Origin of the sequence: Microbacterium sp. NPDC087589, assembly GCF_044743635.1 — a bacterium.
Taxonomy (GTDB): domain Bacteria; phylum Actinomycetota; class Actinomycetes; order Actinomycetales; family Microbacteriaceae; genus Microbacterium.
Map to the genome: position 1 here is coordinate 428,567 of NZ_JBIUWV010000001.1, position 25,584 is coordinate 454,150.

The 25,584-nt window shown below is 67.3% G+C and carries 26 protein-coding genes; 23 read left to right on the forward strand and 3 right to left on the reverse strand.

Annotated elements, in window-relative coordinates; genetic code table 11:
- Nucleotides 1–134 precede the first annotated feature (134 nt).
- From ACIOU8_RS02175 to ACIOU8_RS02210, 8 genes are all read left to right on the forward strand, one after another.
- The gene (locus ACIOU8_RS02175; RefSeq protein WP_400785370.1) at nt 135–896 is read left to right on the forward strand and encodes a YebC/PmpR family DNA-binding transcriptional regulator; all 762 of its coding nucleotides are present in this window, start codon (nt 135–137) and stop codon (nt 894–896) included.
- Nucleotides 897–941: 45 nt separating this feature from the next.
- On the forward strand, nt 942–1,526 hold the full coding sequence (gene ruvC, locus ACIOU8_RS02180; protein ID WP_400785372.1) for a crossover junction endodeoxyribonuclease RuvC: 585 nt from the start codon (nt 942–944) through the stop codon (nt 1,524–1,526).
- 9 nt (nt 1,527–1,535) lie between these two features.
- On the forward strand, nt 1,536–2,141 hold the full coding sequence (gene ruvA / locus ACIOU8_RS02185) for a Holliday junction branch migration protein RuvA (RefSeq protein WP_400785374.1): 606 nt from the start codon (nt 1,536–1,538) through the stop codon (nt 2,139–2,141).
- The gene (gene ruvB, locus ACIOU8_RS02190) at nt 2,134–3,159 is read left to right on the forward strand and encodes a Holliday junction branch migration DNA helicase RuvB (RefSeq protein ID WP_400785376.1); all 1,026 of its coding nucleotides are present in this window, start codon (nt 2,134–2,136) and stop codon (nt 3,157–3,159) included. The genes ruvA and ruvB overlap by 8 nt, the downstream gene beginning before the upstream one ends.
- An 80-nt stretch (nt 3,160–3,239) precedes the next feature.
- A complete protein-coding gene (yajC, locus tag ACIOU8_RS02195) occupies nt 3,240–3,641 on the forward strand; it encodes a preprotein translocase subunit YajC (RefSeq protein ID WP_400785378.1) in 402 nt (133 codons plus the stop codon).
- A gap of 52 nt (nt 3,642–3,693) precedes the next feature.
- Nucleotides 3,694–5,442, forward strand: a complete 1,749-nt coding sequence (gene secD / locus ACIOU8_RS02200; RefSeq protein ID WP_400785380.1) for a protein translocase subunit SecD — start codon at nt 3,694–3,696, stop codon at nt 5,440–5,442.
- Nucleotides 5,442–6,431, forward strand: coding sequence for a protein translocase subunit SecF (gene secF / locus ACIOU8_RS02205; protein WP_400785382.1), 990 nt, complete (start codon nt 5,442–5,444; stop codon nt 6,429–6,431). Before secD ends, secF begins: the two co-directional genes overlap by 1 nt.
- 68 nt (nt 6,432–6,499) lie before the next feature.
- Nucleotides 6,500–8,749, forward strand: a complete 2,250-nt coding sequence (locus ACIOU8_RS02210) for a RelA/SpoT family protein (protein ID WP_400785384.1) — start codon at nt 6,500–6,502, stop codon at nt 8,747–8,749.
- On the opposite strand, the gene ACIOU8_RS02215 is transcribed toward ACIOU8_RS02210, so the two are convergent.
- Both ACIOU8_RS02215 and ACIOU8_RS02220 read right to left on the reverse strand, forming a co-directional pair.
- Nucleotides 8,736–9,287 carry a type IV toxin-antitoxin system AbiEi family antitoxin gene (locus ACIOU8_RS02215; protein WP_400785386.1) on the reverse strand — a complete coding sequence of 184 codons (552 nt, stop codon included), beginning with the start codon at nt 9,285–9,287 and terminating at the stop codon, nt 8,736–8,738. The genes ACIOU8_RS02210 and ACIOU8_RS02215 overlap by 14 nt on opposite strands.
- Nucleotides 9,288–9,348: 61 nt before the next feature.
- Nucleotides 9,349–10,707: a DUF349 domain-containing protein gene (locus ACIOU8_RS02220; protein WP_400785388.1), complete on the reverse strand. Its 1,359-nt coding sequence runs from the start codon at nt 10,705–10,707 to the stop codon at nt 9,349–9,351.
- 215 nt (nt 10,708–10,922) lie between these two features.
- On the opposite strand from ACIOU8_RS02220, the gene ACIOU8_RS02225 reads away from it, so the two are divergent.
- Together ACIOU8_RS02225 and ACIOU8_RS02230 are read left to right on the forward strand one after the other, a co-directional pair.
- Entirely contained in the window at nt 10,923–11,993 is a 1,071-nt protein-coding gene (locus tag ACIOU8_RS02225) for an NAD(P)/FAD-dependent oxidoreductase (RefSeq protein WP_400785390.1), read from the forward strand.
- 31 nt (nt 11,994–12,024) lie between these two features.
- Complete coding sequence (locus ACIOU8_RS02230) at nt 12,025–12,744, forward strand: winged helix-turn-helix domain-containing protein (protein ID WP_400785392.1); 720 nt, start codon at nt 12,025–12,027, stop codon at nt 12,742–12,744.
- A 76-nt stretch (nt 12,745–12,820) separates the two neighbouring features.
- Here ACIOU8_RS02230 and ACIOU8_RS02235 read toward each other — a convergent pair whose 3' ends face one another.
- On the reverse strand, nt 12,821–13,120 hold the full coding sequence (locus tag ACIOU8_RS02235) for a hypothetical protein (RefSeq protein ID WP_400785394.1): 300 nt from the start codon (nt 13,118–13,120) through the stop codon (nt 12,821–12,823).
- A 111-nt stretch (nt 13,121–13,231) separates the two neighbouring features.
- On the opposite strand from ACIOU8_RS02235, the gene ACIOU8_RS02240 reads away from it, so the two are divergent.
- From ACIOU8_RS02240 to nusB, 13 genes are all read left to right on the forward strand, one after another.
- Nucleotides 13,232–14,563: a replication-associated recombination protein A gene (locus ACIOU8_RS02240; RefSeq protein WP_400785396.1), complete on the forward strand. Its 1,332-nt coding sequence runs from the start codon at nt 13,232–13,234 to the stop codon at nt 14,561–14,563.
- 161 nt (nt 14,564–14,724) lie between these two features.
- Entirely contained in the window at nt 14,725–15,354 is a 630-nt protein-coding gene (gene rpsD / locus ACIOU8_RS02245; RefSeq protein ID WP_052677824.1) for a 30S ribosomal protein S4, read from the forward strand.
- A 105-nt stretch (nt 15,355–15,459) separates the two neighbouring features.
- Nucleotides 15,460–15,648, forward strand: a complete 189-nt coding sequence (locus ACIOU8_RS02250) for a hypothetical protein (RefSeq protein ID WP_400785398.1) — start codon at nt 15,460–15,462, stop codon at nt 15,646–15,648.
- Between the two features lie 81 nt (nt 15,649–15,729).
- Nucleotides 15,730–18,390 (forward strand): alanine--tRNA ligase, encoded by a 2,661-nt coding sequence (gene alaS, locus ACIOU8_RS02255; RefSeq protein ID WP_400785400.1) that lies wholly within the window; start codon nt 15,730–15,732, stop codon nt 18,388–18,390.
- Entirely contained in the window at nt 18,387–18,863 is a 477-nt protein-coding gene (ruvX, locus tag ACIOU8_RS02260) for a Holliday junction resolvase RuvX (RefSeq protein WP_400785402.1), read from the forward strand. The genes alaS and ruvX overlap by 4 nt, the downstream gene beginning before the upstream one ends.
- A complete protein-coding gene (mltG, locus tag ACIOU8_RS02265) occupies nt 18,863–20,395 on the forward strand; it encodes an endolytic transglycosylase MltG (RefSeq protein ID WP_400785403.1) in 1,533 nt (510 codons plus the stop codon). The genes ruvX and mltG overlap by 1 nt, the downstream gene beginning before the upstream one ends.
- Nucleotides 20,392–21,204 carry a shikimate dehydrogenase gene (locus ACIOU8_RS02270; protein WP_400785405.1) on the forward strand — a complete coding sequence of 271 codons (813 nt, stop codon included), beginning with the start codon at nt 20,392–20,394 and terminating at the stop codon, nt 21,202–21,204. Before mltG ends, ACIOU8_RS02270 begins: the two co-directional genes overlap by 4 nt.
- A gap of 54 nt (nt 21,205–21,258) precedes the next feature.
- The gene (aroC, locus tag ACIOU8_RS02275) at nt 21,259–22,488 is read left to right on the forward strand and encodes a chorismate synthase (RefSeq protein WP_400785407.1); all 1,230 of its coding nucleotides are present in this window, start codon (nt 21,259–21,261) and stop codon (nt 22,486–22,488) included.
- Nucleotides 22,472–22,990, forward strand: coding sequence for a shikimate kinase (locus ACIOU8_RS02280; protein WP_400785409.1), 519 nt, complete (start codon nt 22,472–22,474; stop codon nt 22,988–22,990). The genes aroC and ACIOU8_RS02280 overlap by 17 nt, the downstream gene beginning before the upstream one ends.
- On the forward strand, nt 22,987–24,075 hold the full coding sequence (aroB, locus tag ACIOU8_RS02285; protein ID WP_400785411.1) for a 3-dehydroquinate synthase: 1,089 nt from the start codon (nt 22,987–22,989) through the stop codon (nt 24,073–24,075). The genes ACIOU8_RS02280 and aroB overlap by 4 nt, the downstream gene beginning before the upstream one ends.
- Nucleotides 24,072–24,509: a type II 3-dehydroquinate dehydratase gene (aroQ, locus tag ACIOU8_RS02290; protein WP_400785412.1), complete on the forward strand. Its 438-nt coding sequence runs from the start codon at nt 24,072–24,074 to the stop codon at nt 24,507–24,509. The genes aroB and aroQ overlap by 4 nt, the downstream gene beginning before the upstream one ends.
- 75 nt (nt 24,510–24,584) lie before the next feature.
- Complete coding sequence (gene efp, locus ACIOU8_RS02295) at nt 24,585–25,145, forward strand: elongation factor P (protein ID WP_140037127.1); 561 nt, start codon at nt 24,585–24,587, stop codon at nt 25,143–25,145.
- A gap of 3 nt (nt 25,146–25,148) precedes the next feature.
- On the forward strand, nt 25,149–25,559 hold the full coding sequence (gene nusB, locus ACIOU8_RS02300) for a transcription antitermination factor NusB (RefSeq protein WP_400785414.1): 411 nt from the start codon (nt 25,149–25,151) through the stop codon (nt 25,557–25,559).
- The last annotated feature ends 25 nt before the right edge of the window (nt 25,560–25,584 follow it).

Here is a 25,584-nt window from a genome sequence, read left to right on the forward strand (position 1 = left end):
CGCGCTGCCCGTCACGCCAGGGGGGGTCCGCCGACCTGTGGCGGTCACTCGTCCGCCACAGGTCAGGGACATGGTTCGATAGAATGGACGACGCCCTGGGCAGCGCCCACGGCGGATACGACGAGCGGAGAATCATGTCCGGACATTCCAAGTGGGCCACCACGAAGCACAAGAAGGCCATCATCGACTCCAGGCGCGCGAAGTCCTGGGCCAAGCTCATCAAGAACATCGAGGTCGCCGCCAAGCTCGGCGGAGCCGACCTGCAGGGCAACCCGACCCTCTTCGACGCCGTTCAGAAGGCGAAGAAGACCTCGGTCCCGAAGGACAACATCGACCGCGCGGTGAAGCGCGGAGCGGGTATCGGTGGCGAGGCGGTCGAGTACACGTCGATCATGTACGAAGGCTACGGCCCCAACGGCGTCGCCATGATGATCGAGTGTCTGACCGACAACAAGAACCGCGCGGCGGCCGAGGTGCGTACCGCGCTCAGCCGCAACGGCGGAACGCTCGCAGACCCCGGCAGCGTGGCCTACAACTTCAGCCGCAAGGGCGTCATCGTGGTCGGCTCAGAGGGCACCACCGAAGACGACGTGATGATGGCCGCGCTCGAGGCGGGCGCAGAGGAGATCGAGCCGCACTCCGAGGGCTTCGAGATCATCACCGAGGCCACCGATCTCGTCACGGTGCGCAGCGCCCTTCAGGAGGCGGGGATCGACTACGAATCCGCCGACGTCGAGTTCGTTCCGAATCTCAAGGTCGAGATCGACGCTGACACGGCCCGCAAGATCTTCCGCCTCATCGATGCTCTCGAAGACAGCGAAGACGTGCAGAACGTCTTCACGAACTTCGACCTCACCGCCGAGGTGCAGGCCGAGCTCGAGAACGACGAGGCCTAGGCGCGCCGACGCCTCGCCTCTCGACGTGACGCTTAGCCTGGGGGAGTGACCTCCTCCTCGCTTCGTGTGCTCGGCATCGACCCGGGTCTCACCCGATGCGGCGTCGGCGTGGTCGACGTGGACAGAGCTCGTCGGGGCACTCTCGTGCATGTCGGAGTCATCCGCTCTGCACCCGATCTGCCGATCGGCGAGAGGCTCGCTCTGGTCGCCGCCGGCATCCGCGAGGTGATCGAGACCCATCGTCCGGATGCGGTCGCGGTCGAGCGGGTGTTCGCACAGCAGAACACCCACACCGTCATGGGCACGGCGCAGGCGAGCGGCGTGGCGCTGCTGCTCGCAGCCGAGGCCGGTCTTCCTGCGGCGACGCACACTCCGAGTGAGGTGAAGGCGGCCGTCACCGGCTACGGCACCGCCGACAAGCGCCAGGTGCAGGCGATGATCGCGCGCATCCTCCGCCTGGATGCCCCGCCGCAGCCGCCCGATGCCGCCGACGCCCTGGCCATCGCGCTCTGCCACGCCTGGCGACGAGGAGCCGCCGGAGCACCGGGGCAGGACTCGCTGACGCCGGCGCAGAAGGCCTGGGCCGACGCGGAGCGTGTCGCTCGAACATATCTACGATCCGGTGCGTAGGCTGGTCGGATGATCTCCTCGCTGCACGGCGCTGTTCTCCACTCGACCGCCGATCAGGTCATCATCGACGTCGGCGGCGTCGGATTCTCGGTCGCTGTTCCGGCCGATGTGGCACACACCGCGACGGTCGGCGAGAAGCTGCTGCTGCACACGAGTCTGATCGTCCGTGAAGACTCCCTCTCGCTGTTCGGCTTCGCCGATCGCAGCGAGCTCGAGATCTTCGGACTGCTCATCAGCGTCACCGGCGTCGGACCGAAGTCGGCGCTCGGTGTGCTCTCGCACCTCACCGTCGACCAGATCGCGGAGGCGGTGACCGATGAGGACGACGCGCCGTTCCGGCGTGTCTCCGGGATCGGACCGAAGACGGCCAAGCTCATCGTCCTCCAGCTCGCCGGCAAGGTGCACCCGGTCGGTGCAGGGTCGAAGCCCACGAAGGCCGGTCCGGCCGATGTCGTCGATCAGGTCACCGCCGCGCTGGTGGGGCTCGGATGGTCGGAGAAGGTCGCCGCCGATGCCGCCGCGCAGACGGCCGCCGAGGCCTCGGAGGCAGAGCGAGCCGCCGTCGCGCCGCTGCTGCGCCGCACACTGGCTCTCCTGGGGCCGGCGCGTGTCTGACGTCCGCGACGCCGCCGAGCCGTCCGACGACACGGAGCTGGCCATCGAAGGCGCTCTGCGCCCCACGAGCCTGGGCGAGTTCGTCGGGCAGCAGAAGGTGCGTGGTCAGCTCCAGCTTCTGCTCGATGCCGCTCGCATCCAGAACCGTCCGCCTGACCACATCCTGCTCGCGGGGCCTCCAGGACTCGGCAAGACCACGCTGGCGATGATCGTGGCGCACGAGAGCGAACGCCCGCTGCGACTCTCGAGCGGACCGGCGATCCAGCACGCAGGCGACCTCGCCGCCCTGCTCTCGAGTCTCGTGCCGGGCGAGGTGCTGTTCATCGACGAGATCCATCGCATGGCACGGTCCGCGGAGGAGATGCTGTACCTCGCGATGGAGGACTTCCGCATCGACATCATGGTCGGCAAAGGCGCGGGCGCCACCAGCATCCCGCTGGACCTGGCCCCGTTCACGCTCGTCGGTGCGACGACTCGCTCGGGCCTGCTCCCGAACCCGCTGCGAGACCGCTTCGGATTCACGGGTCACCTCGAGTTCTACGACGAACCGGAGCTCGAACGCGTCATCGCCCGCTCCGCTCTCATGCTGCGCGTCGATCTGCCCCGGGATTCACTCACCGAGATCGCCCGTCGATCACGGGGTACACCTCGAATCGCGAACCGTCTGCTCCGACGAGTGCGCGACTATGCGCTCGTCCACGGCGGCGGGGAGGCCTCGCTGCACGGCGTCCAGGCCGCGCTCGACCTCTACGATGTCGACCCGATCGGCCTGGACCGCCTCGACCGGGCCGTGCTCGAGGCACTCGTCCGTCGCTTCCGTGGTGGTCCTGTCGGTCTCAGCACGCTCGCGGTCGCGGTCGGCGAGGAGGCCGAGACCGTCGAGAGCGTCGTCGAGCCGTACCTCGTGCGCATCGGATTCCTCGGCCGGACGCCGCGCGGTCGAGTGGCCATGCCGGAGGCCTACGCCCACCTGGGCATCGCGCACCCGGATGGGGCGCTTCGTCTTGATGACCTATAATCGCTGAAGACTTCCCCCGATAGAACTGCGCGCCCGTTTCTGGTGCGCGCACCTGAGAAAGGCCCTTCGCCACCATGCCCATGGAAATCCTCCTCTTCGGCCTTCTCGCCGTGCTCGTCGTCTTCATGTTCGTCAACGGACGCAAGCGCCAGAAGCAGATGAAGGCAGAGCAGGAGGAGAAGGCCACCAAGACCGTTCCCGGTGTCAAGGTGCTCATGCAGGGTGGCATCTACGGCACGATCGTGGCGTACGACCACGATGACCTCGACTCGCCGGCTCTCGTCGAGATCGCGCCCGGCACGGTCATCGAAGTGCACAGCCAGGCGATCCTGCGCATCGTGGAGCCCAAGGACGCCGTCGTCGAGGATGCTGACGATTCGGTCGTCGTGCTCGACGATGCGCCGATCGTCGACGAGGCTCCCGGCATCGAGACCACCGAAGAGACCCGTCGTCGTCTCGAGCGCGACGCCGACGACAAGTAGTCTTCGCACTGCACAACTTCGGCACTCCGGCATCGTAGAAAGCTGATCACACGTGGCCACTTCTTCCCCGGTCCGTCATGCCTGGCGGGTCCTCATGGGCCTGCTCCTGGTGACGGGCCTCCTCTTCGGCATCAACGCTCTGGGCGTGTACGTCTTCACAGACAGCGACGGGGAAGCGGCGAGCTCATGGGCTCCTGAGCTCGCGCTCGACCTCCAGGGCGGCACGCAGATCGTGCTGAGCGCGGAGACCGAAGACGGCGCTGCGCCCTCGTCGGAGCAGCTCGACCAGGCTGCCTCGATCATCCGCCAGCGCGTGGATGCGTCGGGGGTGGCCGAGGCGGACATCACCACTGAAGGTGGCCGCAACATCGTGGTCCAGATCCCGGGTGTGGCCGACGAGCAGACGCGTGCGCGCATCCAGTCCAGCGCGCAGCTCGAGTTCCGTCCGGTGCTCGTCACGACCGCAGGCACGAACACGTTCGTGGGCGAGGACGGCAACGAGACGGCGTACCCGACGCCGGACGATTCGCTCAACGACACCCCGACGGCCGAGCCCACCGACGCGAGCGACCTGTCATGGGTCACCGAGAAGCTCGCCGCCGAGTACCAGGCGTACGACTGTGCGAACCCCGAGAACGATCCGTCGAACGCGCCTCAGGACCAGCCTCTGATCGCGTGCGATCCCACCGGACAGGCGAAGTACCTGCTCGGCCCGACCGAGCTGACCGGTGATGCGATCACCGACGCCGTCGCGGGCCGCGATCCGCAGTCCGGCGCGTGGAACGTGCAGCTCACGATGAACGGCGACGGTGCGGAGGCCTTCGGCGAGGTCAGCACCCGTCTCAACCAGAACCGCCTGGCTCAGCTCTCGCCTCGCGATCAGTTCGCGTTCGTCCTCGACGGGTCCGTCATCAGCGCCCCGCGGATGAACGGGCAGATCCTCGACGGCCGCCCCAGCATCTCGGGCGACTTCGATCAGGAGTCGGCCACCGCCCTCGCCGACCAGCTGAAGTTCGGCGCGCTGCCGCTGAGCTTCGAGGTGCAGAGCTCCGACACGATCTCGGCGACCCTGGGCACCCAGCAGCTCCAGATCGGCCTCATCGCGGGACTCATCGGTCTCGCTCTCGTCGCCATCTACTCGCTGATCGTGTATCGAGCACTCGGCACCGTGATCATCGCGTCCATCGCCGTGATGGCGGTGTTGACCTACGTCATCATCTGCATTCTGGCGTGGCGTCTCGGGTTCCGCCTGTCGCTCGCCGGCGTCGCGGGTCTCATCGTCTCGATCGGCTTCACCGCCGACTCGTTCATCGTCTACTTCGAGCGGATCCGAGACGAGCTGCGAGACGGAAAGTCCATCACCTCGGCTGTGGAAGACGGCTGGGGCAGAGCCAAGCGGACGATCTACATCTCGAAGTCGATCAACGTCCTCGCTGCCGTCGTGCTGTACATCCTCGCCGACTCCACGGTGAAGGGCTTCGCCTTCACGCTCGGGCTCACGACTCTCATCGACGTGTTCATCTTCGTGATCTTCACCCACCCGGTGATGCAGCTGCTCGCTCGCACGAAGTTCTTCGGCGGCGGACACAAGCTCTCGGGCCTCGACCCCGAATCGTTGGGCGCGGTGTACCGCAGCCGATCGCAGTTCCGTCAGGTGTCGACCGTGACGGCGGGCCGAGGCGCGAAGAATTCCAGAGCCAAGGGCGAAGCCGAGCGCCGTCAGACCATCGCAGAGCGCAAGCGCGCCGAGGCACTAGCCGGTGACAGATCCAGCCGCACCGGAAGCGAGGGGGACGCCTGATGGCTTCCATGAATGAGTTCGGCAACAACCTCTACACGGGAAAGACGTCCTTCCCGTTCGTCACCAAGCGTCGCCTGTGGTTCATCATCGCGATCGTGCTGGTCGTCGGCTCTGCGCTGGTTCCCGTCTTCCGCCCGATCCAGTTCTCCATCGAGTTCACGGGTGGGTCGCAGTTCACGGTGCAGGCGCCGGACAGCACCGACCAGCAGACCGCGACCGACGCGGTGCAGTCCGTCGTGCCGGGTGCGGCGACCAAGGTCGTCGTCATCAACGGCAGCGACATCCGCGTGCAGACCGACCAGATGGGCGCGGACGAGACCCAGCAGGTCTCCAACGCTCTGGCCGATGCATTCGGAGTCGACCCCGACAGTGTGACGTCGTCGTTCATCGGCCCCGCCTGGGGCGAGAACGTGACCAAGCAGTCGTTGTGGGGCCTTGCGATCTTCCTCGCGCTGACCTTCCTGATCCTGGCCATCTACTTCCGCACCTGGAAGATGTCGGCTGCCGCGATCGTCGGGCTGCTCGACGTGCTCGTGATCACGGTCGGCGTCTACGCCCTCGCAGGTTTCGAGATCTCGCCGCCGGCGGTGATCGGATTCCTGACGATCCTCGCCTACTCGCTGTACGACACCACGGTCGTGTTCGACAAGATCAGAGAGAACACGACGGAAGACGGTGAGAACTCGTCTCGAACGTTCGGCGAGTCGGTCAACCTCGCGGTGAACCAGACGCTCATCCGGTCGATCAACACCTCAGTCGTGGCAGCGCTGCCCGTCGGAGCGGTGCTGTTCATCGGAGCCTTCTGGCTCGGTGCGGAGTCGCTCACCGACATCTCGCTGTCGATCTTCGTCGGCATCATCGTGGCGACGTACTCGACACTGTTCGTGGCGGCTCCGCTGTACTCGCTCTTCCGCGAGAAGGAGCCGCAGATCGCTGCGCGCGACGCGAAGATCCGCGAGGCACGCAGCCTCGCGGCTGCAGAGGCCTGATAGTCCCCGCTCTGCGGGGCCGCACCCCGCAGAGCACGCGTAAGCTGTTGTGATTCGGAGGTGAGCGGATGGCGGAACCGCAGACGGCGTCGCAGGGCTCCAGCCTGAGACGACTGGTTCCCCGCATCTTCTCTCGCGCGCCCAGGATCAACGACCTCGACAATCTGATCCGCACGGTGCGTGTGAATCATCCCAAGGGCGATCTCGCGGTCATCGAACGCGCCTACGCCGTCGCGAAGGACAAGCACGCGGGGCAGCAGCGTCAGAGCGGTGAGCCGTACATCACGCACCCTCTCGCGGTCGCACAGATCCTCGCCGAGATGGGCCTCGGACCTCGTGCGATCGCCGCGGCCCTGCTGCACGACACCGTCGAAGACACCGGCTACGCGCTGACCGACCTCACGGCGGAGTTCGGCGACGAGGTCGCGATGCTCGTCGACGGCGTCACGAAGCTCGACAAGGTCAAGTACGGCGAGAGCGCGCAGGCCGAGACCGTCCGCAAGATGATCGTCGCGATGTCGAAGGATATCCGCGTCCTGCTGATCAAGCTTGCCGACCGGCTGCACAACGCCCGCACCTGGGGCTTCGTGCCGCCCGAGAAGGCCGCGAAGAAGGCGAAGGAGACGCTCGAGATCTACGCGCCTCTGGCCAACCGCCTCGGTATCCAGGCGATCAAGTCAGAGCTCGAAGACCTCTCGTTCGCCGTACTGCATCCGAAGATCTACAACGAGATCCACAACCTCATCGCCCAGCGCACCCCGCAGCGCGAGAAGTACCTCGCTCAGGTGGTCGAGGAGATCGACGAGGATCTGCGCGATCTGCGCATCCGCGGCAAGGTCGTCGGACGTCCGAAGCAGCTGTACTCGGTGTACCAGAAGATGGTGGTTCGGGGTCGCGAGTTCGACGACATCTACGACCTGATCGGCATTCGGGTGCTCGTCTCCTCGGTTCGTGACTGCTACGCGGTGCTCGGGGCGATCCACGCTCGGTGGACCCCGCTTCCGGGGCGCTTCAAGGACTACATCGCGACCCCGAAGTTCAATCTGTATCAGTCGTTGCACACCACCGTGATCGGTCCGTCCGGACGCACGGTCGAGATCCAGATCCGCACGCACGAGATGCACCAGCAGGCGGAGTACGGTGTCGCCGCGCACTGGATGTACAAGGAGCGGATGAACGGCGGCAAGGCCGAAGTCCGTGCGTCGGACAGCGACATGGCCTGGCTCGCGCACATCTCGGACTGGCAGGCAGAGACGGCCGACCCGGGGGAGTTCCTCGACTCCCTCCGCTTCGAGATCGGCGCGAAAGAGGTCTACGTCTTCACCCCCAAGGGCCGTGTCGTCGGGCTGCCGGCCGGCGCGACTCCCGTCGACTTCGCGTATGCCGTGCACACCGAGATCGGCCACCGCACGATGGGGTCGAAGGTCAACGGGCGTCTCGTGCCGTTGGAGTCCGAGCTCAAGAGCGGCGATGTGGTCGAGGTCTTCACCTCGAAGAACCCCGACGCCGGCCCCAGCCAGGATTGGCTGGGCTTCGTCAAGAGCACCCGGGCACGCAACAAGATCCGCGGATGGTTCACGAAGGAACGCCGCGAAGAGGCCATCGAGCAGGGCAAGGAGGCGATCGCTCGCGCGATGCGCCGCCAGAACATGCCGCTGCAGAGGCTGATGAGCCAAGACTCGTTCGCCGAGGTCGCCCACCAGCTCCGCTACGAAGACGTCTCCGCGCTGTATGCGGCCGTCGGCGAGGGCCATGTGTCGACGCAGTCGGTGCTCGAGAAGGTCACTGCGCTGGTCGCAGCGACCGACCCCGCCACCGGTCCGATCGATCTCCCCGGCAGCATGCCCTCGCGAGAGCCTCGCTCGGGAGATTCCGGGGTTCTGGTGCGTGGCGCATCCGACATCCTGGTCAAGGTCGCGAAGTGCTGCACCCCGGTGCCCGGCGATGCGATCGTCGGCTTCGTCACGCGCGGCAGCGGCGTGTCGGTGCATCGCACGGACTGCCCGAACGTGAAAGCGCTCCAGAGCGACGAAGATCGATTCGTCGAGGTGTCGTGGGCACCGACGACGAAGAGCGTGTTCCGAGTGCAGATCCAAGTCGAGGCTCTGGATCGTTCCGGGCTCCTGTCGGATGTCACCCGTGTGCTGAGCGAGCACCACGTCAACATCCTGTCGGCGACGGTCAGCACTACGGACGAGCGTCTCGCGATCAGCCGCTTCGTGTTCGAGATGGGCGACGCCGTCCACCTCGACCGCGTGCTGAACGCTGTGCGTCGCATCGATGCGGTGTACGACGTCTACCGGGTCACCTCGTCCTGACGAGGAGCCTTTCGAGAGCACCGCGTCCGGCTCGCTTGCCCGGCACGCGGATCATGGCGTCCAGTGCGAGAAGCGCTGCCGGGACGAGGCTCGGCTCGGCGTGCGCCAGGAGCAGCATCCATCGCCGCAGCGACTCGTCGCGGTGCAGGCCGAGCGCGAGATCGACCATAGTGCGCTCGGCGGTCATGACCGGCACTCCGCCGATCATGACGACGTGTGCGCGAGGCAGCGCGGTGTCGTGCAGGATCACCCGAGGGGCCAGTACCGGCCGGATGCGATGAGTGACCGCGCGCCTGACGTGGTGGCGGGCCGGCGGACTGTCGCCGGCTCCGTGGATCCACGCGGCAGACGGCCCCGAGGCCGCGGTGTCGATCGGCACGATGGTCGCGATCGCGGCCGCCCTCGTGCCCGGGCTCTCGATCAGATCGGCGGGGATGTACCCCTCGCCGAGATCGACCACGTGTCCGTCGATCCTCGCCGCGCTGAGCTCGGGGATGGTGAGTCGATCGCCGGGCAGATACAGGAACGCGGGATGCATCACGCCAGTCTGGCGCGGAGCATCCCGCGTTCCGAGTCGATCCGGAGATCTGTGGAGAAGGTCAGCCGCCGAGCGCGCTGAGCCAGGTGCGTCGCGCTTCGAGAGCATCCGCCGCAGCCTTCGCGGCCTTCTCGTCTCCCGACTTCTCTGCCGCGGCGAGCTCGGCTTCGAGCTTCTCGATCGCCTCGAGAAGCTGCGAGCTCATGTCGTTGGCGCGCGCCTTGGTCTCGGGGTTGTTCTTCTTCCAGTCGACCTCTTCACGGGCCTTGAGTGCCTGCTCGATCACGCGCAGACGATCGTCGAGCGCGCGCTCCTTGTCGCGGGGGAAGATGCGACCGATCTCGTCCCACTGGCGCTGAATGCCGGTGAGCAGTGCACGGGCGCGCTTGATGTGGGGCTCGTCCGCCACGGCCTTCGCCTCTTCGAGCAGGGCCTGGCGAGCCTCGATCTTCGGAGCGGAGTCCGCCTCCTCGGCGGCAGACTGCTCGGCGCGAGCCGAGTACAGTGCGTCTCCGGCCGCCTTGAACCGCGCCCACAGCGCGTCGTCGGCCTTGCGACCGGCGCGGCCTGCAGCCTTCCACTCGTCGAGCAGGGTGCGGTAGGCGGGGATCCCGTCGACTCCGCGGGGTGCGAGGGCCTCGGCGCGCTCGACCAGACGGGTCTTCGCATCGCGGGCGCTCTTGTGCGTGTCGTCGAGCTCGGAGTAGAAAGCGCGGCGCGCCTTGTCGACCGTGCCACGTGCGTCACGGAACCGCTTCCAGAGCTGCTGCGAGACGCTCTTCGACAGACGCGGTCCGTTCTGCTGGTGTGCCTGCCAGGCATCGAAGAGTTCACCGAGCTCCGCAGTCACCTGCTTCCACTGCACCTTCGACAGGTCGCGGCCGGCGATCTCCTCTGCGCGCTCGACGAGGGCTGTTCGCTCCGCGATGGCCTTGTCGACCAGTTCCTTCGCCTGCTGCGCCTCCTGAGCCGTCGCCTCGGAGAGCGAGGAGGTCAGCGCGTTCAGTCGCTCACGCAGTCCGGCGAGGTCGCCGACGGCGGCCGCATCCGTCGCCTCGGCGAGAAGGTGGCCTGCCTGCTTGACGAGGTCGCCGGCTGAGGCGCCGCCTGCCTGGTGGCGCTGTTCGAGCGTGCGCACCTTGAAGGCGATGTCGTCATACTTGCGCACGAAGTAGGCGAGTGCCTCGTCTGGGGTGCCGTCCGGGTACTGACCGACGACGCGCCAGTCCTCGCCCTCGCGCACCTCGACGGTGCCGTCATCGGCGACGCGACCCCACTTCGCGGCGTCGGACGACGACGCAGCCGTAGTGGCGGCAGTCGTCGGAGCGACAGCTGCAGGCGTCGGGACCTTGCGCGGCAGGGGCGCAGCGGGGGGAGCGGGAACGGGGGGAGTCGGCTTCGACGGCTCTGTGGCAGACACGGTGATTCTCCTTGCGCGGTAGGGCCCGCGGGAGGCGGAAAGGACGACCTTCAGCCTAGTACGAGAGCGAGGTTCCAATGTGGTCGTCAGTGCTCACAATGGCCGTTACCGATCTGTGAGCGAATCGTTCGACGCGCGAAACATCTCCCGTCATATGCAAGAAACATCGTGCTCCTATCGTCGCCTTCACGAGGTCCCCCGGCGATTGGAGCAGCATGAGCGAGGCCGTCCTCACCCCCGCGGAGATCGTGGTGGTCGGAGCCGGCATGGTCGCGCACCGATTCGTCGAGAGTCTGATCAGCACCGCAGAAACGCCGATCCATGTCACCGTGATCGGAGACGAGGCGCGACACCCCTACGACCGGACGGGCATCTCCGGGCTGTTCTCCGGCGCTGCTCCTGACGTTCTGGAGCTGGACCGCTCGGTCTTCGAGGACTTCCGTGTCCGGTTCATGGCAGACGACAGGGTGCTTCGCATCGAGCGCGGTGCGCGGACCGTGATGACCCGATCACGTCGGATCGTCCGGTACGACGCGCTCGTGCTCGCCACGGGTTCGTATGCCGCGAGCGGTGACATCGCCGGCTCCGACCTGGCCGGGTGCTTCGGCTACCGCACGCTCGACGACGCGCAGCGCATCGAGAGCTTCGCGTATCGGCTCAGGAATGAGCTGGGGCGTCCGCTCCGCGGCGCCGTCGTCGGCGGCGGATCGCTCGCGATCGAGGCCGCCGGCGCTCTGCAGCTCCTGGATGTCGCGCCCTTCGTCGTGCAGCACTCTGATCGCCTGGCGTCGGCGACGCTCGTCTCGGAAGCTCGAGGCTTCTCCTTCACAGGTCTCCTCGAGGCGAGAGGCATCGCGGTTCGCACTGAGTCGCACGTCGTGCGTCTGGCTGCCGGCTCGTCGGGTGCCGTGGGTGCCGTGGAACTCGGTGACGGTGTCGAACCCGTCGATCTGGTCGTTCTCGCCGTCGGCGTGCGTCCTCGAGATGAGCTCGCGCGCAATGCGTCGATAGCCGTCGCCCCAGGGGGCGGCATCGTGGTCGACGAGGGATGCACGACCTCCGACCCACGCGTCTTCGCGATCGGCGAGGTGGCGAGTTTCGAGAGCCGACGTGTCGACGCTCTCGCTCGCGGGTACGCCATGGCTGACGTCGCGGCAGCCCGAATCCTCGGCGCCGAGGCGATGAGTGCTCCTCGACGTCTCATCGCGGAGGCCAGTGGTGGGGTGCGGACGAGCGCGTCGGTCTTGGCAGGATCACGACGCCTGCGTTCGCTCCAGGCCGTGTGATGTCGATCGTGACGCTGCGCACGGTGCGGCCATGACGCCCGCACGGACCCTCGACTCGACGCTGGCGGGGTGCGCGATCGCCATCGTGGAGGAGTGCTCGTCCGGTGACCTCGACGCGATGCTGTGCAGTCGAGGAGCGACAGTCCGGCGCGTGCTCGTTCCACGCCCGGATGCGCACGAGCTGGGCTCGGCCGCCATGCACGCCGGTCGCGGTGAGGCGGATGCGGTGATCCTCGCCTCCGCGTCGGTGGCCGGATCCTGGGTCGAGGCCGCAGAACGGACAGATGCGCTCGAGAGCATCCGGCGGCGTGCCGGGTCGGGACGTCTGCTTCTCGTCGCCATGGGGGCTGGTGTCGCGGACAGGCTGCGTGACGCCGATCTCCGGACCGTGGTCTCGGATCCCGCACGGCCCACGTCGCCGGCCGACCTGGTGATCGAACATTTCGGAAGTGGTGGCGCACTGTCTCAACGCACCGATGCCGGCCTGGTCGAGGTCCGGAGCGGCGGCGTCGTCGTCGACGGAGTGTTCGTCCCGCTCTCGCGGTCCGCGGTCGCATTGATCGACGCGCTGGCCTCCGCAGGGGGTCGCGTCATCTCGAGGGAAGAGCTCGGAGGGGCGCTGCCCGGACCACAGCGCACACCGCACGCGGTGGAGGCTGCGGTGGCGCGTCTCCGCGACGCGCTCGGGCAGCGGGCTCTCGTGCACACGGTGGTGAAGCGGGGCTACCGACTCGCCGTCAGCGAGATCTGACCGCGCCTGGAGCAGCGGTGGGTCCGCCAGACGAACGCGGCACCGCGAAGACGCGCGCTCGATGCAGGATCGAGGGCTATTCGGCAGGAGTGTCGGACGGGAGAGGCTCGGGCAGCGGAGTCTCGGTCGGCACCGGCGCGGTTGTCGGCTCGACGGTGGGCGTGGGAGCGGGTTCCTCCGGCGGCCTCGTCTGTGCGAGCACGACCTGGCTGGCGATCGCGCCGGCGATGACCAGTGCGGCGCCGACGGATGCCACCGCGTTGTCACGGATGCGGCGTCGGATCTGCCCCTCGTGCCACGTCTTGCGGGCGGTGTGCAGGCGTGCGCGCTCCGCCTCGGTGCGCGACTGCTGCGTGCTCTTCCCGCGTCCGGCCATTGCGTGCTCCCTTACTGGACGTGAATGTGCAACGTCGCCTCAGAGCCTACCGTCGCGATCGCGCTGCGCTGTTGCGCCCGAAGTGTCGGTGCCCCGCGTTAGCCTGGAGCGATGACCTCCGCAGCCGCACTGCTCTCCGGGCAGACGCCTCTCGCCGTGCGCATGCGTCCCGTGTCTCTCGATGAGGTGGCGGGTCAGAAGCACCTGCTGCGCGCCGGTTCCCCGATCATCGCGCTGGCCGACCCCGCTGCCACCTCGCCGGGCGCCGTCTCGATCATCCTGTGGGGGCCGCCGGGTACCGGCAAGACCACCCTGGCGCAGGCGATCGCACGATCATCCGGTCGCAGGTTTGTCGAGCTCTCGGCCATCACCGCCGGTGTCAAGGACGTGCGCGAGGTCATGCAGGAGGCGATCACCCAGCGCGACCTGTATGGCCAGACCACGATCCTGTTCCTCGACGAGATCCATCGATTCACGAAGGCGCAACAGGACGCACTGCTTCCCGGCGTCGAGAACGGATGGGTCCTGCTGATCGCCGCGACCACCGAAAATCCGTCGTTCTCGGTGATCTCGCCGTTGATGTCGCGATCGCTCCTCCTCACGCTCCAGCCGCTGACGGACGACGACATCGGGCTGCTCGTCGATCGCGCGGTGACCGATGCTCGCGGACTCAACGGCGCAGTCACTCTGGCCGATGACGCGCGCGCTGCTCTCATCCGGCTGGCCTCCGGCGATGCGCGGCGTGCGCTCACGGGACTCGAAGCGGCGGCCGCCGTCGCTCTGTCGAAGGGCGAAGAGGGCACGGTTCCGGCAGCGACCGCTGATGACGTCGCTCAGGCCGTCGACAAGGCGCTGCTGCGATACGACCGGCAGGGAGACGAGCACTACGACGTCATCAGCGCGTTCATCAAGTCGATCCGCGGATCCGATCCCGACGCGGCGCTGCACTACCTCGCCCGGATGATCGAAGCGGGGGAGGACCCCCGCTTCATCGCGCGGCGTCTGGTGATCTCGGCCTCCGAGGACGTGGGGCTCGCCGACCCCCAGGCGCTGTCGATCGCGGTCGCCGCCGCTGATGCGGTCGCCTTCATCGGCATGCCGGAGGGGCGGATCCCGCTCGCCGAAGCGACCGTCTATCTCGCCACGACCGCCAAGTCGAACGCGGCGTATGTGGGCATCGATCAGGCGATCGCCGACATCCGATCCGGAGGATTCGGGCGGGTGCCGTTGCATCTGCGAGACGCGCACTATCCGGGCGCCAAACGACTGGGCCACGGTCGTGGCTACGTCTACCCCCACGACAGCGAGTTCGGCATCCTGCCGCAGCAGTATCTGCCCGACGAGCTGAGGGGCAAGCGGTACTACGAGCCCAAGAACCTGGGCGCTGAGCGTGACATCTCAGCTCGTCTCGAGCGCATCCGCCGCATCCTCGACGGGCGCTGACGCGGATCTGTTAGACTGGATCGGCTCGAAACCGTGTTTTCGGGCATCTCCTCGTTCACACCCCACCTTGCTGGCGCCCCGGCGTGCGCTCCAAGGCAGAACGCGGACGATACGTCCGTGAGTCGTGAAAGACGCGACCACGTCATCGGAAGGATAACTTCGTGACCACGAAGTCCCAGGACCGCCGCAAGGTGCGCCTCAGCCGCGCACTTGGCATCCCGCTCACCCCGAAGGCCGCCCGCTACCTCGAGAAGCGTCCTTACGCTCCGGGTGAGCACGGCCGCACCAAGCGCAAGGCAGACAGCGACTACGCCGTCCGTCTGCGTGAGAAGCAGCGTCTGCGCGAGCAGTACGGCATCCGCGAGAAGCAGATGCGCAACACGTTCAACGAGGCTCGCCGTCAGGACGGCCTGACCGGTGAGAACCTGGTCGAGCTGCTCGAGATGCGTCTCGACGCCCTCGTCGTGCGTTCGGGCTTCGCCCGCACCACCGCGCAGGCTCGTCAGCTCGTCGTGCACCGTCACATCCTCGTCGACGGCCAGCTCGTCGACCGCCCGTCCTTCCGTGTGAAGCCGGGTCAGCTCATCCACGTCAAGGCCAAGAGCGAGGGCACCGAGCCCTTCCAGGTCGCAGCAGCCGGCGGTCACGCCGAGGTCCTGCCTCCCGTTCCCGGCTACCTCGAGGTCGAGCTCGACAAGCTCCAGGCTCGCCTGGTTCGTCGCCCGAAGCGCGCCGAGGTCCCCGTGACCTGTGAAGTGCAGCTCGTCGTCGAGTACTACGCAGCTCGCTGAGTTCAGCTTTTCCGCAGAAGGCGTCGGGGTCACCCGACGCCTTCTGTCGTTTCCGCATACGATGGAAGCACCGCGCCCACGCGGGCCAGAGGCAAGGATGGCGACATGAAGAACGTGCAGTGGTTCCTGATCGGTGTGATCGGCGGCTTCATCGCGGCGCATCTCATGAACAACGACCCGCGCGGTCATGAAATCCTCGCCGAGGTCGACGCCCGCTTCAACGAGTTCACGGGCATCGTCGGCGATGCCTTCCGCGAGGAGCAGGCTCGTCTCACGGACCCTGCTGACGACTGACCGTCGCGGCACCTTCGCCGCGACATCACGTCAGTCGGTACGCCCTTTCACACCCTGTACGCAAGGACATCTGGCACCCCTATGAAAACTGCGGAGATCGCGGAGCGGTATCTCGACTTCTTCGAGAAGAACGACCACCTCATCGTCCCCTCGGCCTCGTTGGTCAGCGAGGACCCGTCGCTGCTGTTCACGGTCGCCGGAATGGTGCCGATGATCCCGTACCTCACGGGAGTCGTGCCCGCACCGCATCCGCGCATCGCGGATCTGCAGAAGTGCATCCGCACCAACGACATCGAAGAGGTCGGCAAGACCGCGCGTCATGGCACCTTCTTCCAGATGATGGGCAACTGGTCGTTCGGCGACTACTTCAAAGAGGGCGCGATCCGCTACGCGTGGGAGCTGCTGACGAGCTCCGAAGCCGATGGCGGCCTCGGTTTCGATGAGAAGGACCTCTGGGTCACCGTGTACGAGACGGATGACGAGGCCGAGGCCATCTGGCGCGACATCATCGGGCTCAAGCCCGAGCGCATCCAGCGTCTGGGGCGCGCCGACAACTACTGGAACACCGGCCAGCCGGGCCCCGGTGGACCGGACTCCGAGATCTTCTTCGATCGCGGTCCCGCATACGGCGAAGACGGCGGTCCGGCCGTCGATGACTCGAGGTTCCTCGAGATCTGGAACCTCGTGTTCATGCAGGACTTCATCGAGAACATCCGGGGCAAGACCGAGTTCGACATCGTGGGGGAACTGCCCCAGAAGAACATCGACACCGGCATGGGACTCGAGCGCGTCGCGTTCCTCAAGCAGGGCGTCGAGAACATGTACGAGACCGATCAGGTGCGTCCGGTGCTCGACCGCGCGGTGGAGCTCTCGGGCCGCCGCTATGGCGCTGTGCACGAAGACGACGTCCGCTTCCGCGTGGTCGCCGATCACGTGCGCTCGTCGCTCATGCTGCTGTCAGACGGGGTGCGCCCATCCAACGAGGGCCGCGGCTACATCCTGCGACGCCTCATGCGCCGCACCGTGCGATCGATGCGTCTGCTCGGTGTCGACGAGCCGGTGTTCCCCGAGCTGTTCGCCACCTCGCGCGATGCGATGAAGTCCGCATACCCCGTGCTCGAGAAGGAATGGCCGACCCTCTCCTCCTCGGCGATCGCCGAGGAGGAGACCTTCCGACGCACTCTGGCACAGGGGTCGACGATCCTCGATCTCGCTCTGGATGAGACGAAGAAGGGCGGCGGAGCGGCGCTGAGCGGCTCTGAGGCGTTCCTGCTGCACGACACCTACGGCTTCCCGATCGATCTCACGCTCGAAGTCGCAGAGGAAGCGGGTCTGGCCGTCGACCGCGCGGCGTTCGACACTCTGATGCAGGAGCAGCGCTCGCGCGCCAAGGCCGATGCACGCAACCGCAAGCGTCAGCTCGCGGATGTCTCGGTCTACCGCGATCTCCGCGCTCTGGGCGAGACGGGCTTCGACGGATATTCCGAGCTCGAGGTCGACTCGCGCATCCTCGGGATCCTCGTCGACGGTCAGACGGTTCGCAGTGCTGCGGAGGGGCAGATCGCGGAGGTCGTGCTCGCCGAGACCACGCTGTACGCCGAATCCGGTGGACAGGTCGCCGACAAGGGTGTGATCGTCGGCCCCGGGTACGAACTCGACGTGCTCGACGTGCAGCGCCCGGTGCCCGGCCTCATCAGTCACACTGTCGAGGTCACTCGAGGAGTCGTTGCCATCGACGATGCGGCCACGACCATCGTCGATGCGGCGAACCGCCGTGCTGCGCGCCAGGCGCACTCGGCGACGCACCTCGTGCACGCCGCGCTCCGCGACACGCTCGGCCCGACCGCGACACAGGCCGGGTCGCTCAACCGAGCAGGCTACATGCGGTTCGACTTCTCGTGGTCGCAGGCGCTCTCCGCCGATGCGCGCTCGGAGATCGAGGAGATCACCAATCGGGCTGTCAACGACGCTCTCGAAGTCACGACCCGCATCGTCACGCTCGACGAGGCGAAGGATGCCGGAGCCATGGCTCTCTTCGGCGAGAAGTACGGCGATGTCGTGCGTATGGTCGACATCGGAGGGCCGTGGTCGCGTGAGCTGTGCGCGGGAACCCATGTCAGCACGAGCGCCGAGATCGGTCTGGTCAGCGTCGTCGGCGAATCCTCCGTCGGTGCATCCAACCGCCGCATCGAGGCGCTGGTCGGTCAGGACGCGTTCCGCGAGCTCGCGGCGGAGCGCGCGCTCGTCTCGCAGCTGACGACCTCGCTCAAGACCCCTCGTGACCAGCTCGCCGAGCGTATCGCCGATCTCTCCGCGAGCCTCAAGGCCGCAGAGAAGCGCATCGCGCAGTTCGAGTCGAAGGAGCGCGCAGGTCGAGTTCCCGCCATCGCCGATGCGGCGAACCGTGTCGGCGCGTTCCGCGTCGCTGCGCAGTCGCTCGGCGAGGTGGCTTCGGCAGACGATGTGCGCGAGCTCGTACTCGGTGTCCGCGATCGCCTCGGTTCCGACGCCGCAGTCGTCGCTCTCGGGGCGTCGGTCAACGGTCGCCCGGTGGTCGTGGTCGCGACCAACGACGCGGCGCGTGTGGCCGGCGCCAAGGCCGGCGCACTGGCGAAACGCGCCGCATCGGTGCTCGGCGGCGGCGGCGGCGGTCGCGACGACGTCGCTCAGGGTGGTGGCACCGATGTTTCAGCCCTCCAGTCGGCCCTCGAGGCCGTGACGCAGGAGCTGCAGTCAGCGTGAGCGGCTTCCGCCGCGGCGTGCGCATCGGCATCGACGTCGGGCAGGCGCGCGTCGGCGTCGCTCGTTGCGATCCGGACGGGATGCTCGCGGTGCCTGTCGAAACCGTGCAGCGGAACGAACAGGCGATCGATCGGATCGCAGCGATCGCGGCGGACTTCGACGTGCTCGAGTTCGTGGTCGGGTTGCCCGTCAACCTGATGGGGGCTGACACCGCGTCGACGACGGACTCTCGTGAGTTCGCCGCCGCCCTGCACGCTCGCACCGGCACTCCGGTCCGGCTCGTCGACGAACGGCTCAGCACCGTCACAGCACACGCCGCGTTGCGTTCTTCGGGCAGATCACAGAAGAAGTCTCGTAGCATTGTTGATCAGATCGCCGCGGTGGTCCTGCTGCAGCAGGCGATCGACACGGAGAAGAGCACCGGAAACCCGACCGGTGCCACGATTCCGCTCGACGAGGAGTCCCCCCGATAATGCCCGAACGCGAGAGTGCTTCGCCCCAGCACGATCCGGACGCCCGCCTGGGTGACCTGTTCGAGAACCTTCCCGACCCGTCACAGCAGATCCCGACGGTCGACAACAGGCCACCCGCACCCGGGTCTCGGAGAGCAGCGCGCGAAGCCGCCGCTGTGCAGTCGACCGGTGATCCGGCGGGCGAGTCCGAGGACATCTCGACAGGTGAGGACGTGCCGACCCAAGCGATGCCGACAGCCGCAGCCGACGCGGCCGGTCCACGCCCGGCATCGGCCACGCCGTCTTCCGATGCGATGACCTCCTCGGAACGAGTCTCCGGCACCATGCCTGCGGGCTCCATGACCGACGGTGCCGCGACTCCTGCCGCAGACGGCACCGCAGCAGGCGGCCGCCTCGAGGACCTCTTCCACGGACATCCGGAGGAGCCCGGCGGCAATCGACCGCCGGCGAAGAAGAAACGTCGCACAGGGTGTCTCGTCGCCCTCGTCATCGTCCTGGCGGTGATCGGCGGCATCGTCGGCGGAGGCGTCTGGGCGTGGAACGTGTACGGCGACAGGATCAGCAACGCTCTCGGCTGGGGTGAGCCCGAGGACTGGGAGCCGGGCCTGGCCACCGGCGAGGTGCTCGTCACGATCTCTGAGGGCGACACGGGCGCACCGGTGTCGACGGCGCTCTACGAAGCCGGTGTCACCCGCTCGGAGGACGTCTTCTACGACTACCTGGTCACCGAGAACATCGCCGTCACCTTCTATCCGGGCATCTATTCGCTGCAGGAGAAGATGACGGCTGAAGCAGCTCTCGAGGCGCTGCAGAACCCTGAGAACAAGCTCGAGAACTCCGCGAGCGTCGGCGAAGGCGCGACGATCGAATCCTCCCTGCCCGGCATGGCGGAGTCCCTCGGGATGCCCATCGAGGAGCTCCAGGCCGCGGCCTATGCGGATCCTGCCACCTACGGTGTGAGCGCGCAGAACCTCGAGGGGTGGCTCTTCCCGGCCGTCTACACGTTCGATCCCGAGGTGACCGCGACGCAGGTCATCCAGCGCATGGTCGACCGCACGAGGGAAGCGCTGACGGAAGCCGGGGTGCCCGCAGAAGACGCGCAGCGCGTGCTGACGGTCGCTTCGATCATCCAACGCGAGGGCCTCACCGCAGACTTCCCCAAAGTGTCCCGCGTGATCGAGAACCGTCTCGACATCGACATGAAGCTGCAGATGGACTCGACGGCTCAGTACGGATACGGCTCGCTCCACGAGGGCGTCGTCTCGAGTTCCGCCGAGGCCCTCGAGGACGACAACCTGTGGAACACCTACGTGCACACCGGTCTGCCTGTCACCCCGATCGCCAGCCCGAGCTACGCGGCGATCGACGCCGCGATGCACCCCGCTGACGGTCCGTGGCTCTACTTCGTGACGACGAACCTCGCCACCGGAGAGACGCAGTTCTCGGTGACCTACGAGGAGCACCTGCAGGGAGTCGACAAGTGGGAGCAATGGTGCCAGGAGAACCCAGACGGAGGATGCTCGGCCGGATGACGCCGCGGCGTCTCGCGGTGTGGGGAGACCCGATCGCGCACTCCAAGTCCCCTCAGCTGCACGCCGCAGCATACGCGGCGCTCGGCCTCGACTGGGAGTACACGCGACGCCAGGTCGACGAGGCGACGTTCGGCGACACTCTGGGCGCTCTCGACGAGTCGTGGCTGGGGCTCTCGCTCACGATGCCTCTCAAAGAGAGAGCGCACGGAGCCGCGGTGACGCACGATCGTTACGCGGACCTCACCGGCGCGGTCAACACGCTGCTGTTGACCGACGGCGTCCGCGGCTTCAACACAGACGTCGGCGGGATCATCGACGCTCTGGACGAGCAGGGTCTGCTCGGAATCGAGAGGGTTCGCATCCTCGGCGCCGGGGCGACCGCCTCATCCGCGCTGGTCGCGTGCGTCGAGGCAGGCGCCCGTTCTGTCGATGTGCGTGCTCGCCGACCTGAACGAGCCGCTGAGCTCGTGTCCCTCGGACAGCGTCTCGGCGTCGCGATCTCGGCGTCCTGCTTCGATGACGACGCTCTCGACGTCGGGCTCACCGTGTCGACGCTGCCCGGTGGCACGACCCTCGACGCGCTGACAGCGGCGCGCCTGAGCGCGAGCGGGGGAGTGCTGTTCGATGTCGCTTATTCGCCATGGCCGTCGGCGCTCGCAACCGCGTGGAGCGACGGACGCGCGGTCTCCGGAGAGGGGATGCTGCTGCGTCAGGCCGTCCGCCAGGTCCGGATCTTCCTGCACGGTGACCAGCGCGTTCCGCTGCCGTCCGAAGAGGCCGTGGTCGCCGCTATGAAGGCCGCGCTGTAGTCATCGGTCGTCACGCGGCACGATCCGAGTCGAAAGGCGTGGGAGACTAGAGCAATGCTCCGCGTGCTCACGGCCGGCGAATCGCACGGCCCAGAACTCATTGCCGTCATGGAGGGTCTGCCTTCGGGCGTCCCGGTGTCCTCCGAGGCGATCCAGACCGATCTCGCACGTCGCAAGCTCGGCTATGGACGCGGCTCGCGGATGAAGTTCGAGCAGGATGAGCTGACGATCTCGGGTGGTGTCCGCCACGGCAAGACCCTGGGCAGCCCCATCGCTCTGCGCATCGGCAACACCGAGTGGCCGAAGTGGATCGAGGTCATGAATCCCGAGCCCGTCGAGCTGACCGACAGGTCGCGTGGCCGGAGCGCACCGTTGACCCGCCCGCGGCCGGGTCACGCCGATCTCGTGGGCATGCAGAAGTACGACTTCGACGAGGCGCGGCCCATCCTCGAGCGTGCCAGCGCACGAGAGACGGCGGCCAGAGTCGCCCTCGGCGCCATCGCTCGCTCGTTCCTCAGCGAATTGGGCATCCGCCTCGTCAGCCACACGCTGTCGATCGGTCCGGTGCGAGTGCCGGATGACGCTGCGCTTCCGGCCCCCGACGACGTCGACCGGCTCGATGCCGATCCGCTGCGCTGTTTCGACGCGGCGACCTCGGCGCTCATGGTGGCGGAGGTCGATGACGCGAAGAAGGACGGCGACACACTCGGCGGAATCGTGGAGGTGCTCGCATACGGTCTTCCGCCTGGGCTCGGCTCGCACGTTCACTGGGATCGCCGTCTGGACGCACGTCTCGCGCAGGCCCTCATGAGCATTCAGGCGATCAAGGGCGTCGAGGTCGGCGACGGCTTCGAGACCACGCGTCGACGCGGCTCGGCCGCCCACGACGAGCTGTTCGCCACCGCAGAGGGAATCTCCCGCGGCTCGGACCGAGCAGGAGGCACCGAAGGCGGCATGTCGACCGGCACCGTGCTGCGTGTGCGAGCGGGAATGAAGCCGATCGCCACAGTGCCGCACGCTCTCCGCACGATCGACATCGCGTCCGGCGAGGATGCCACGGCACACCATCAGCGCTCCGATGTGTGCGCCGTACCGGCGGCCGGGGTGGTGGCCGAGGCCATGGTGGCCGTCGAACTCGCCAACGCCGTGCTCGAGAAGTTCGGGGGCGACAGCATCGGAGAGACGCGCCGCAACTTCGACGGCTACCTCGCGGCGATCCCTGCGGAGCTGCGCACGACGCCCGCGTCCGAGGCGGCGCTCATCGCGCATGACGAGCGAGACTGATCGGCTGACGCTGGTGCTGGTCGGCCCGATGGCCGCCGGCAAGACCAGCGTCGGGCGCCGCGTCGCTCGCAAGCTCGGCGTGCCGTTCGTGGACACGGACAAGCGCGTGGTCGCAGAGCACGGCCCCATCCCCGCGATCTTCGAGCAATACGGTGAGCCGCACTTCCGTTCAGTCGAGCGCGCCGAGGTCGCTGAGGCTCTGCAAGCCGGCGGTGTGGTCTCCCTCGGTGGAGGGGCGGTGACCGACGCGGGCACCCGAGCGCTGCTGCTCGAGCACCCGGTCGTGTTTCTGACCGTCACCCCTGCCGCGGTGGCCGATCGGATCCACAGCGGAGGACGCCCCCTGCTCGCGGGCGATGATCCCGTCGGGCGATGGACACAGATCTTCGAAGAACGTCGAGACTGGTATGACGAGGTGGCATCCGTGACGTTCGACACGTCACGACGCCCCATGCAGCGCATAGCCGACGACATCGTGGCATGGAGGAGAGAACTGGGATGAGTACGACAACCATCAGCGTGACCGGAGAGAACCCCTACGACATCGCCATCGGACGCGGCATCCTCGATCGGGTGTCAGCGGCCCTCGATGCCGGGGTGCGCAAGGTGCTCGTCGTCCACCCGCCCACGCTCGCCGCCCGAGCTGCGGAGCTGCGGGATCGGCTGCTCGCCGACGGCGAGAACGGCCAGCGGGAGGTTCTGCTCGCTGAGGTGCCCGATGCCGAGCAGGGCAAGCGCGTCGAGGTGGCTGCCTTCTGCTGGCAGGTGATGGGACAGGCCGACTTCACCCGCTCGGACGCCGTGATCGGATACGGCGGCGGCGCGGTGACCGATCTCGCCGGCTTCGTCGCGGCGACCTGGCTGCGTGGGGTGCAGCTGATACAGGTGCCGACCACCGTGCTCGGCCTCGTGGACGCATCTGTGGGCGGCAAGACCGGGATCAACACAGCCGAGGGCAAGAACCTCGTCGGTGCCTTCTGGGCACCTCGTGCAGTGATCGGCGACCTCGACGAGCTCGCCAGTCTCAGCCCGAATGAGGCCACCGCGGGCTTCGCCGAGGTGGTCAAGGCCGGATTCATCTGGGCGCCCGAGATCCTCGACATCATCGAGGCCGACCCCGCGCGCGCGGTCGACACGACGACATCGGAGTTCCGGCGGGCGGTCGAACTCGCGATCGATATGAAGGCTCAGGTCGTGTCAGACGACTTCCGCGAGGCGGGGCAGCGCGAGATCCTCAACTACGGTCACACCCTCGGCCACGCCATCGAGCATGCCGAGCGGTACCGGTGGCGCCACGGGGCGGCGGTCTCGATCGGCATGCTCTACGCGGCCGAGCTGTCACGGCTCGCCGGGCGGCTGTCGGATTCCGCCGCCGAGCGCCACCGCACCATCCTCGATTCGCTCGGGCTGCCGACGGGGTATCGTGCCGGTGCGTGGCCGCAGCTGCTCGCGACGATGCAACGCGACAAGAAGAGCCGCGGCGGCATGCTGCGGTTCATCCTCCTCGATGACATCGCCAAGCCCACGGTGCTGCAGGCCCCGGACGAGTCGTTGCTCTTCGCCGCGTACCAGGAGATCGGCGAATGACCCGCCGCATCCTGCTCGTCAACGGACCGAACCTCAACCTGCTCGGCAGTCGCGAGCCCGAGGTCTACGGCACCGCGACGCTCGCCGACGTCGAACGTCTCACCACTGATGCGGCCGCGGCCGAGGGCTTCGAGATCAGGGCTCTGCAGAGCAACCACGAGGGGGTGCTGATCGATGCCATCCACGACGCCAGGGAGGACTGCGCCGCGATCATCATCAACCCGGGCGGACTCACGCACACGAGCGTGTCTCTGCGTGACGCCCTGACCGGCGTCGCTCTGCCGTTCGCCGAGGTACACATCTCCGATGTGTACGCGCGCGAGGATTTCCGACACCATTCGTACCTCCACGACGTCGCAGCGGTGCGTGTGATCGGCGAGGGCGTCGACGGCTACGCGAGCGCTGTGCGGCAGCTCGCGGCGCTCATCGCGTAGAATCGACTCTCGGCCCACCCCAGTCCGCCTCGGACGCGAGCGGCCCCCAGACTCTAGAAACGGAAAGCCCAGCTCATGGCATCTACCGCAGACATCAAGAACGGCGTCGTCCTCAGCATCGAGCGGCAGCTCTGGAGCGTCGTCGAGTTCCAGCACGTCAAGCCCGGCAAGGGCGGCGCGTTCGTCCGCACCAAGCTCAAGAACGTGATGAGCGGCAAGGTCGTCGACAAGACCTTCAACGCCGGCGCGAAGATCGAGATCGAGAACGTCGACCGTCGTGACTACACCTACCTGTACACCGACGGTGACGGGTACGTGTTCATGGACCAGACCGACTACGACCAGATCACGGTCCCCGCTGCGACCGTCGGCGACGCGAAGAACTTCCTGCTCGAGAACCAGCAGGTCACGATCGCGCTCAACAACGGCAACCCGCTCTACATCGACCTGCCGGCGTCCGTGATCCTCGAGATCACCTACTCCGAGCCCGGCGTGCAGGGCGACCGTTCGTCTGCAGGCACGAAGCCCGCGACGCTCGAGACCGGCTACGAGATCCAGGTGCCGTTGTTCGTCGAGACCGGCACCAAGGTCAAGGTCGACACGCGCACCGGCGACTACCTCGGTCGCGAGAAGTAAGGCGTGAGCGCCCGCACGAAGGCGCGCAAGCGCGCACTCGACATCCTGTTCTCCGCCGACGTCCGTGGCGACGAGGTCGCGGTGGCCCTGGCCGCTGAGGCGAAGCGAGCCGCGAGCGAGCCCGCCCGTGAAGCTTCCTGGCTGTACGCCCGTGAGGTCGTAGACGGCATCATCGACCATCGTGATGAGATCGACGAACTCATCATGACGCACAGCCGCGACTGGAAGCTCGAGCGGATGCCCGCCGTCGACCGTGCGCTGCTGCGCATCGGAGTCTGGGAGATCCTCTTCAACGCCGAGGTGCCGACAGCCGTCGCCATCGATGAGGCCGTCGAACTCGCCAAGGAGTTCTCCACCGACGATTCGGGCGCATTCGTGCACGGTGTGCTCGCCCGCGTATCTCGCGCGGCCTGAGCGACGACTCAGGACGCGGCCCTCG

What these genes read in the sequence shown, in the direction of transcription:
- ACIOU8_RS02175 (WP_400785370.1), top strand. Translation starts at nt 135, where the DNA reads ATGTCCGGACATTCCAAGTGGGCCACCACGAAGCACAAGAAGGCCATC.
- ruvA (WP_400785374.1), top strand. Translation starts at nt 1,536, where the DNA reads ATGATCTCCTCGCTGCACGGCGCTGTTCTCCACTCGACCGCCGATCAG.
- yajC (WP_400785378.1), top strand. Translation starts at nt 3,240, where the DNA reads ATGGAAATCCTCCTCTTCGGCCTTCTCGCCGTGCTCGTCGTCTTCATG.
- secF (WP_400785382.1), top strand. Translation starts at nt 5,442, where the DNA reads ATGGCTTCCATGAATGAGTTCGGCAACAACCTCTACACGGGAAAGACG.
- ACIOU8_RS02210 (WP_400785384.1), top strand. Translation starts at nt 6,500, where the DNA reads ATGGCGGAACCGCAGACGGCGTCGCAGGGCTCCAGCCTGAGACGACTG.
- ACIOU8_RS02215 (WP_400785386.1), bottom strand. Translation starts at nt 9,287, where the DNA reads ATGCATCCCGCGTTCCTGTATCTGCCCGGCGATCGACTCACCATCCCC.
- ACIOU8_RS02225 (WP_400785390.1), top strand. Translation starts at nt 10,923, where the DNA reads ATGAGCGAGGCCGTCCTCACCCCCGCGGAGATCGTGGTGGTCGGAGCC.
- ACIOU8_RS02230 (WP_400785392.1), top strand. Translation starts at nt 12,025, where the DNA reads ATGACGCCCGCACGGACCCTCGACTCGACGCTGGCGGGGTGCGCGATC.
- ACIOU8_RS02235 (WP_400785394.1), bottom strand. Translation starts at nt 13,120, where the DNA reads ATGGCCGGACGCGGGAAGAGCACGCAGCAGTCGCGCACCGAGGCGGAG.
- ACIOU8_RS02240 (WP_400785396.1), top strand. Translation starts at nt 13,232, where the DNA reads ATGACCTCCGCAGCCGCACTGCTCTCCGGGCAGACGCCTCTCGCCGTG.
- ACIOU8_RS02250 (WP_400785398.1), top strand. Translation starts at nt 15,460, where the DNA reads ATGAAGAACGTGCAGTGGTTCCTGATCGGTGTGATCGGCGGCTTCATC.
- alaS (WP_400785400.1), top strand. Translation starts at nt 15,730, where the DNA reads ATGAAAACTGCGGAGATCGCGGAGCGGTATCTCGACTTCTTCGAGAAG.
- mltG (WP_400785403.1), top strand. Translation starts at nt 18,863, where the DNA reads ATGCCCGAACGCGAGAGTGCTTCGCCCCAGCACGATCCGGACGCCCGC.
- ACIOU8_RS02270 (WP_400785405.1), top strand. Translation starts at nt 20,392, where the DNA reads ATGACGCCGCGGCGTCTCGCGGTGTGGGGAGACCCGATCGCGCACTCC.
- aroC (WP_400785407.1), top strand. Translation starts at nt 21,259, where the DNA reads ATGCTCCGCGTGCTCACGGCCGGCGAATCGCACGGCCCAGAACTCATT.
- ACIOU8_RS02280 (WP_400785409.1), top strand. Translation starts at nt 22,472, where the DNA reads ATGACGAGCGAGACTGATCGGCTGACGCTGGTGCTGGTCGGCCCGATG.
- aroB (WP_400785411.1), top strand. Translation starts at nt 22,987, where the DNA reads ATGAGTACGACAACCATCAGCGTGACCGGAGAGAACCCCTACGACATC.
- aroQ (WP_400785412.1), top strand. Translation starts at nt 24,072, where the DNA reads ATGACCCGCCGCATCCTGCTCGTCAACGGACCGAACCTCAACCTGCTC.
- efp (WP_140037127.1), top strand. Translation starts at nt 24,585, where the DNA reads ATGGCATCTACCGCAGACATCAAGAACGGCGTCGTCCTCAGCATCGAG.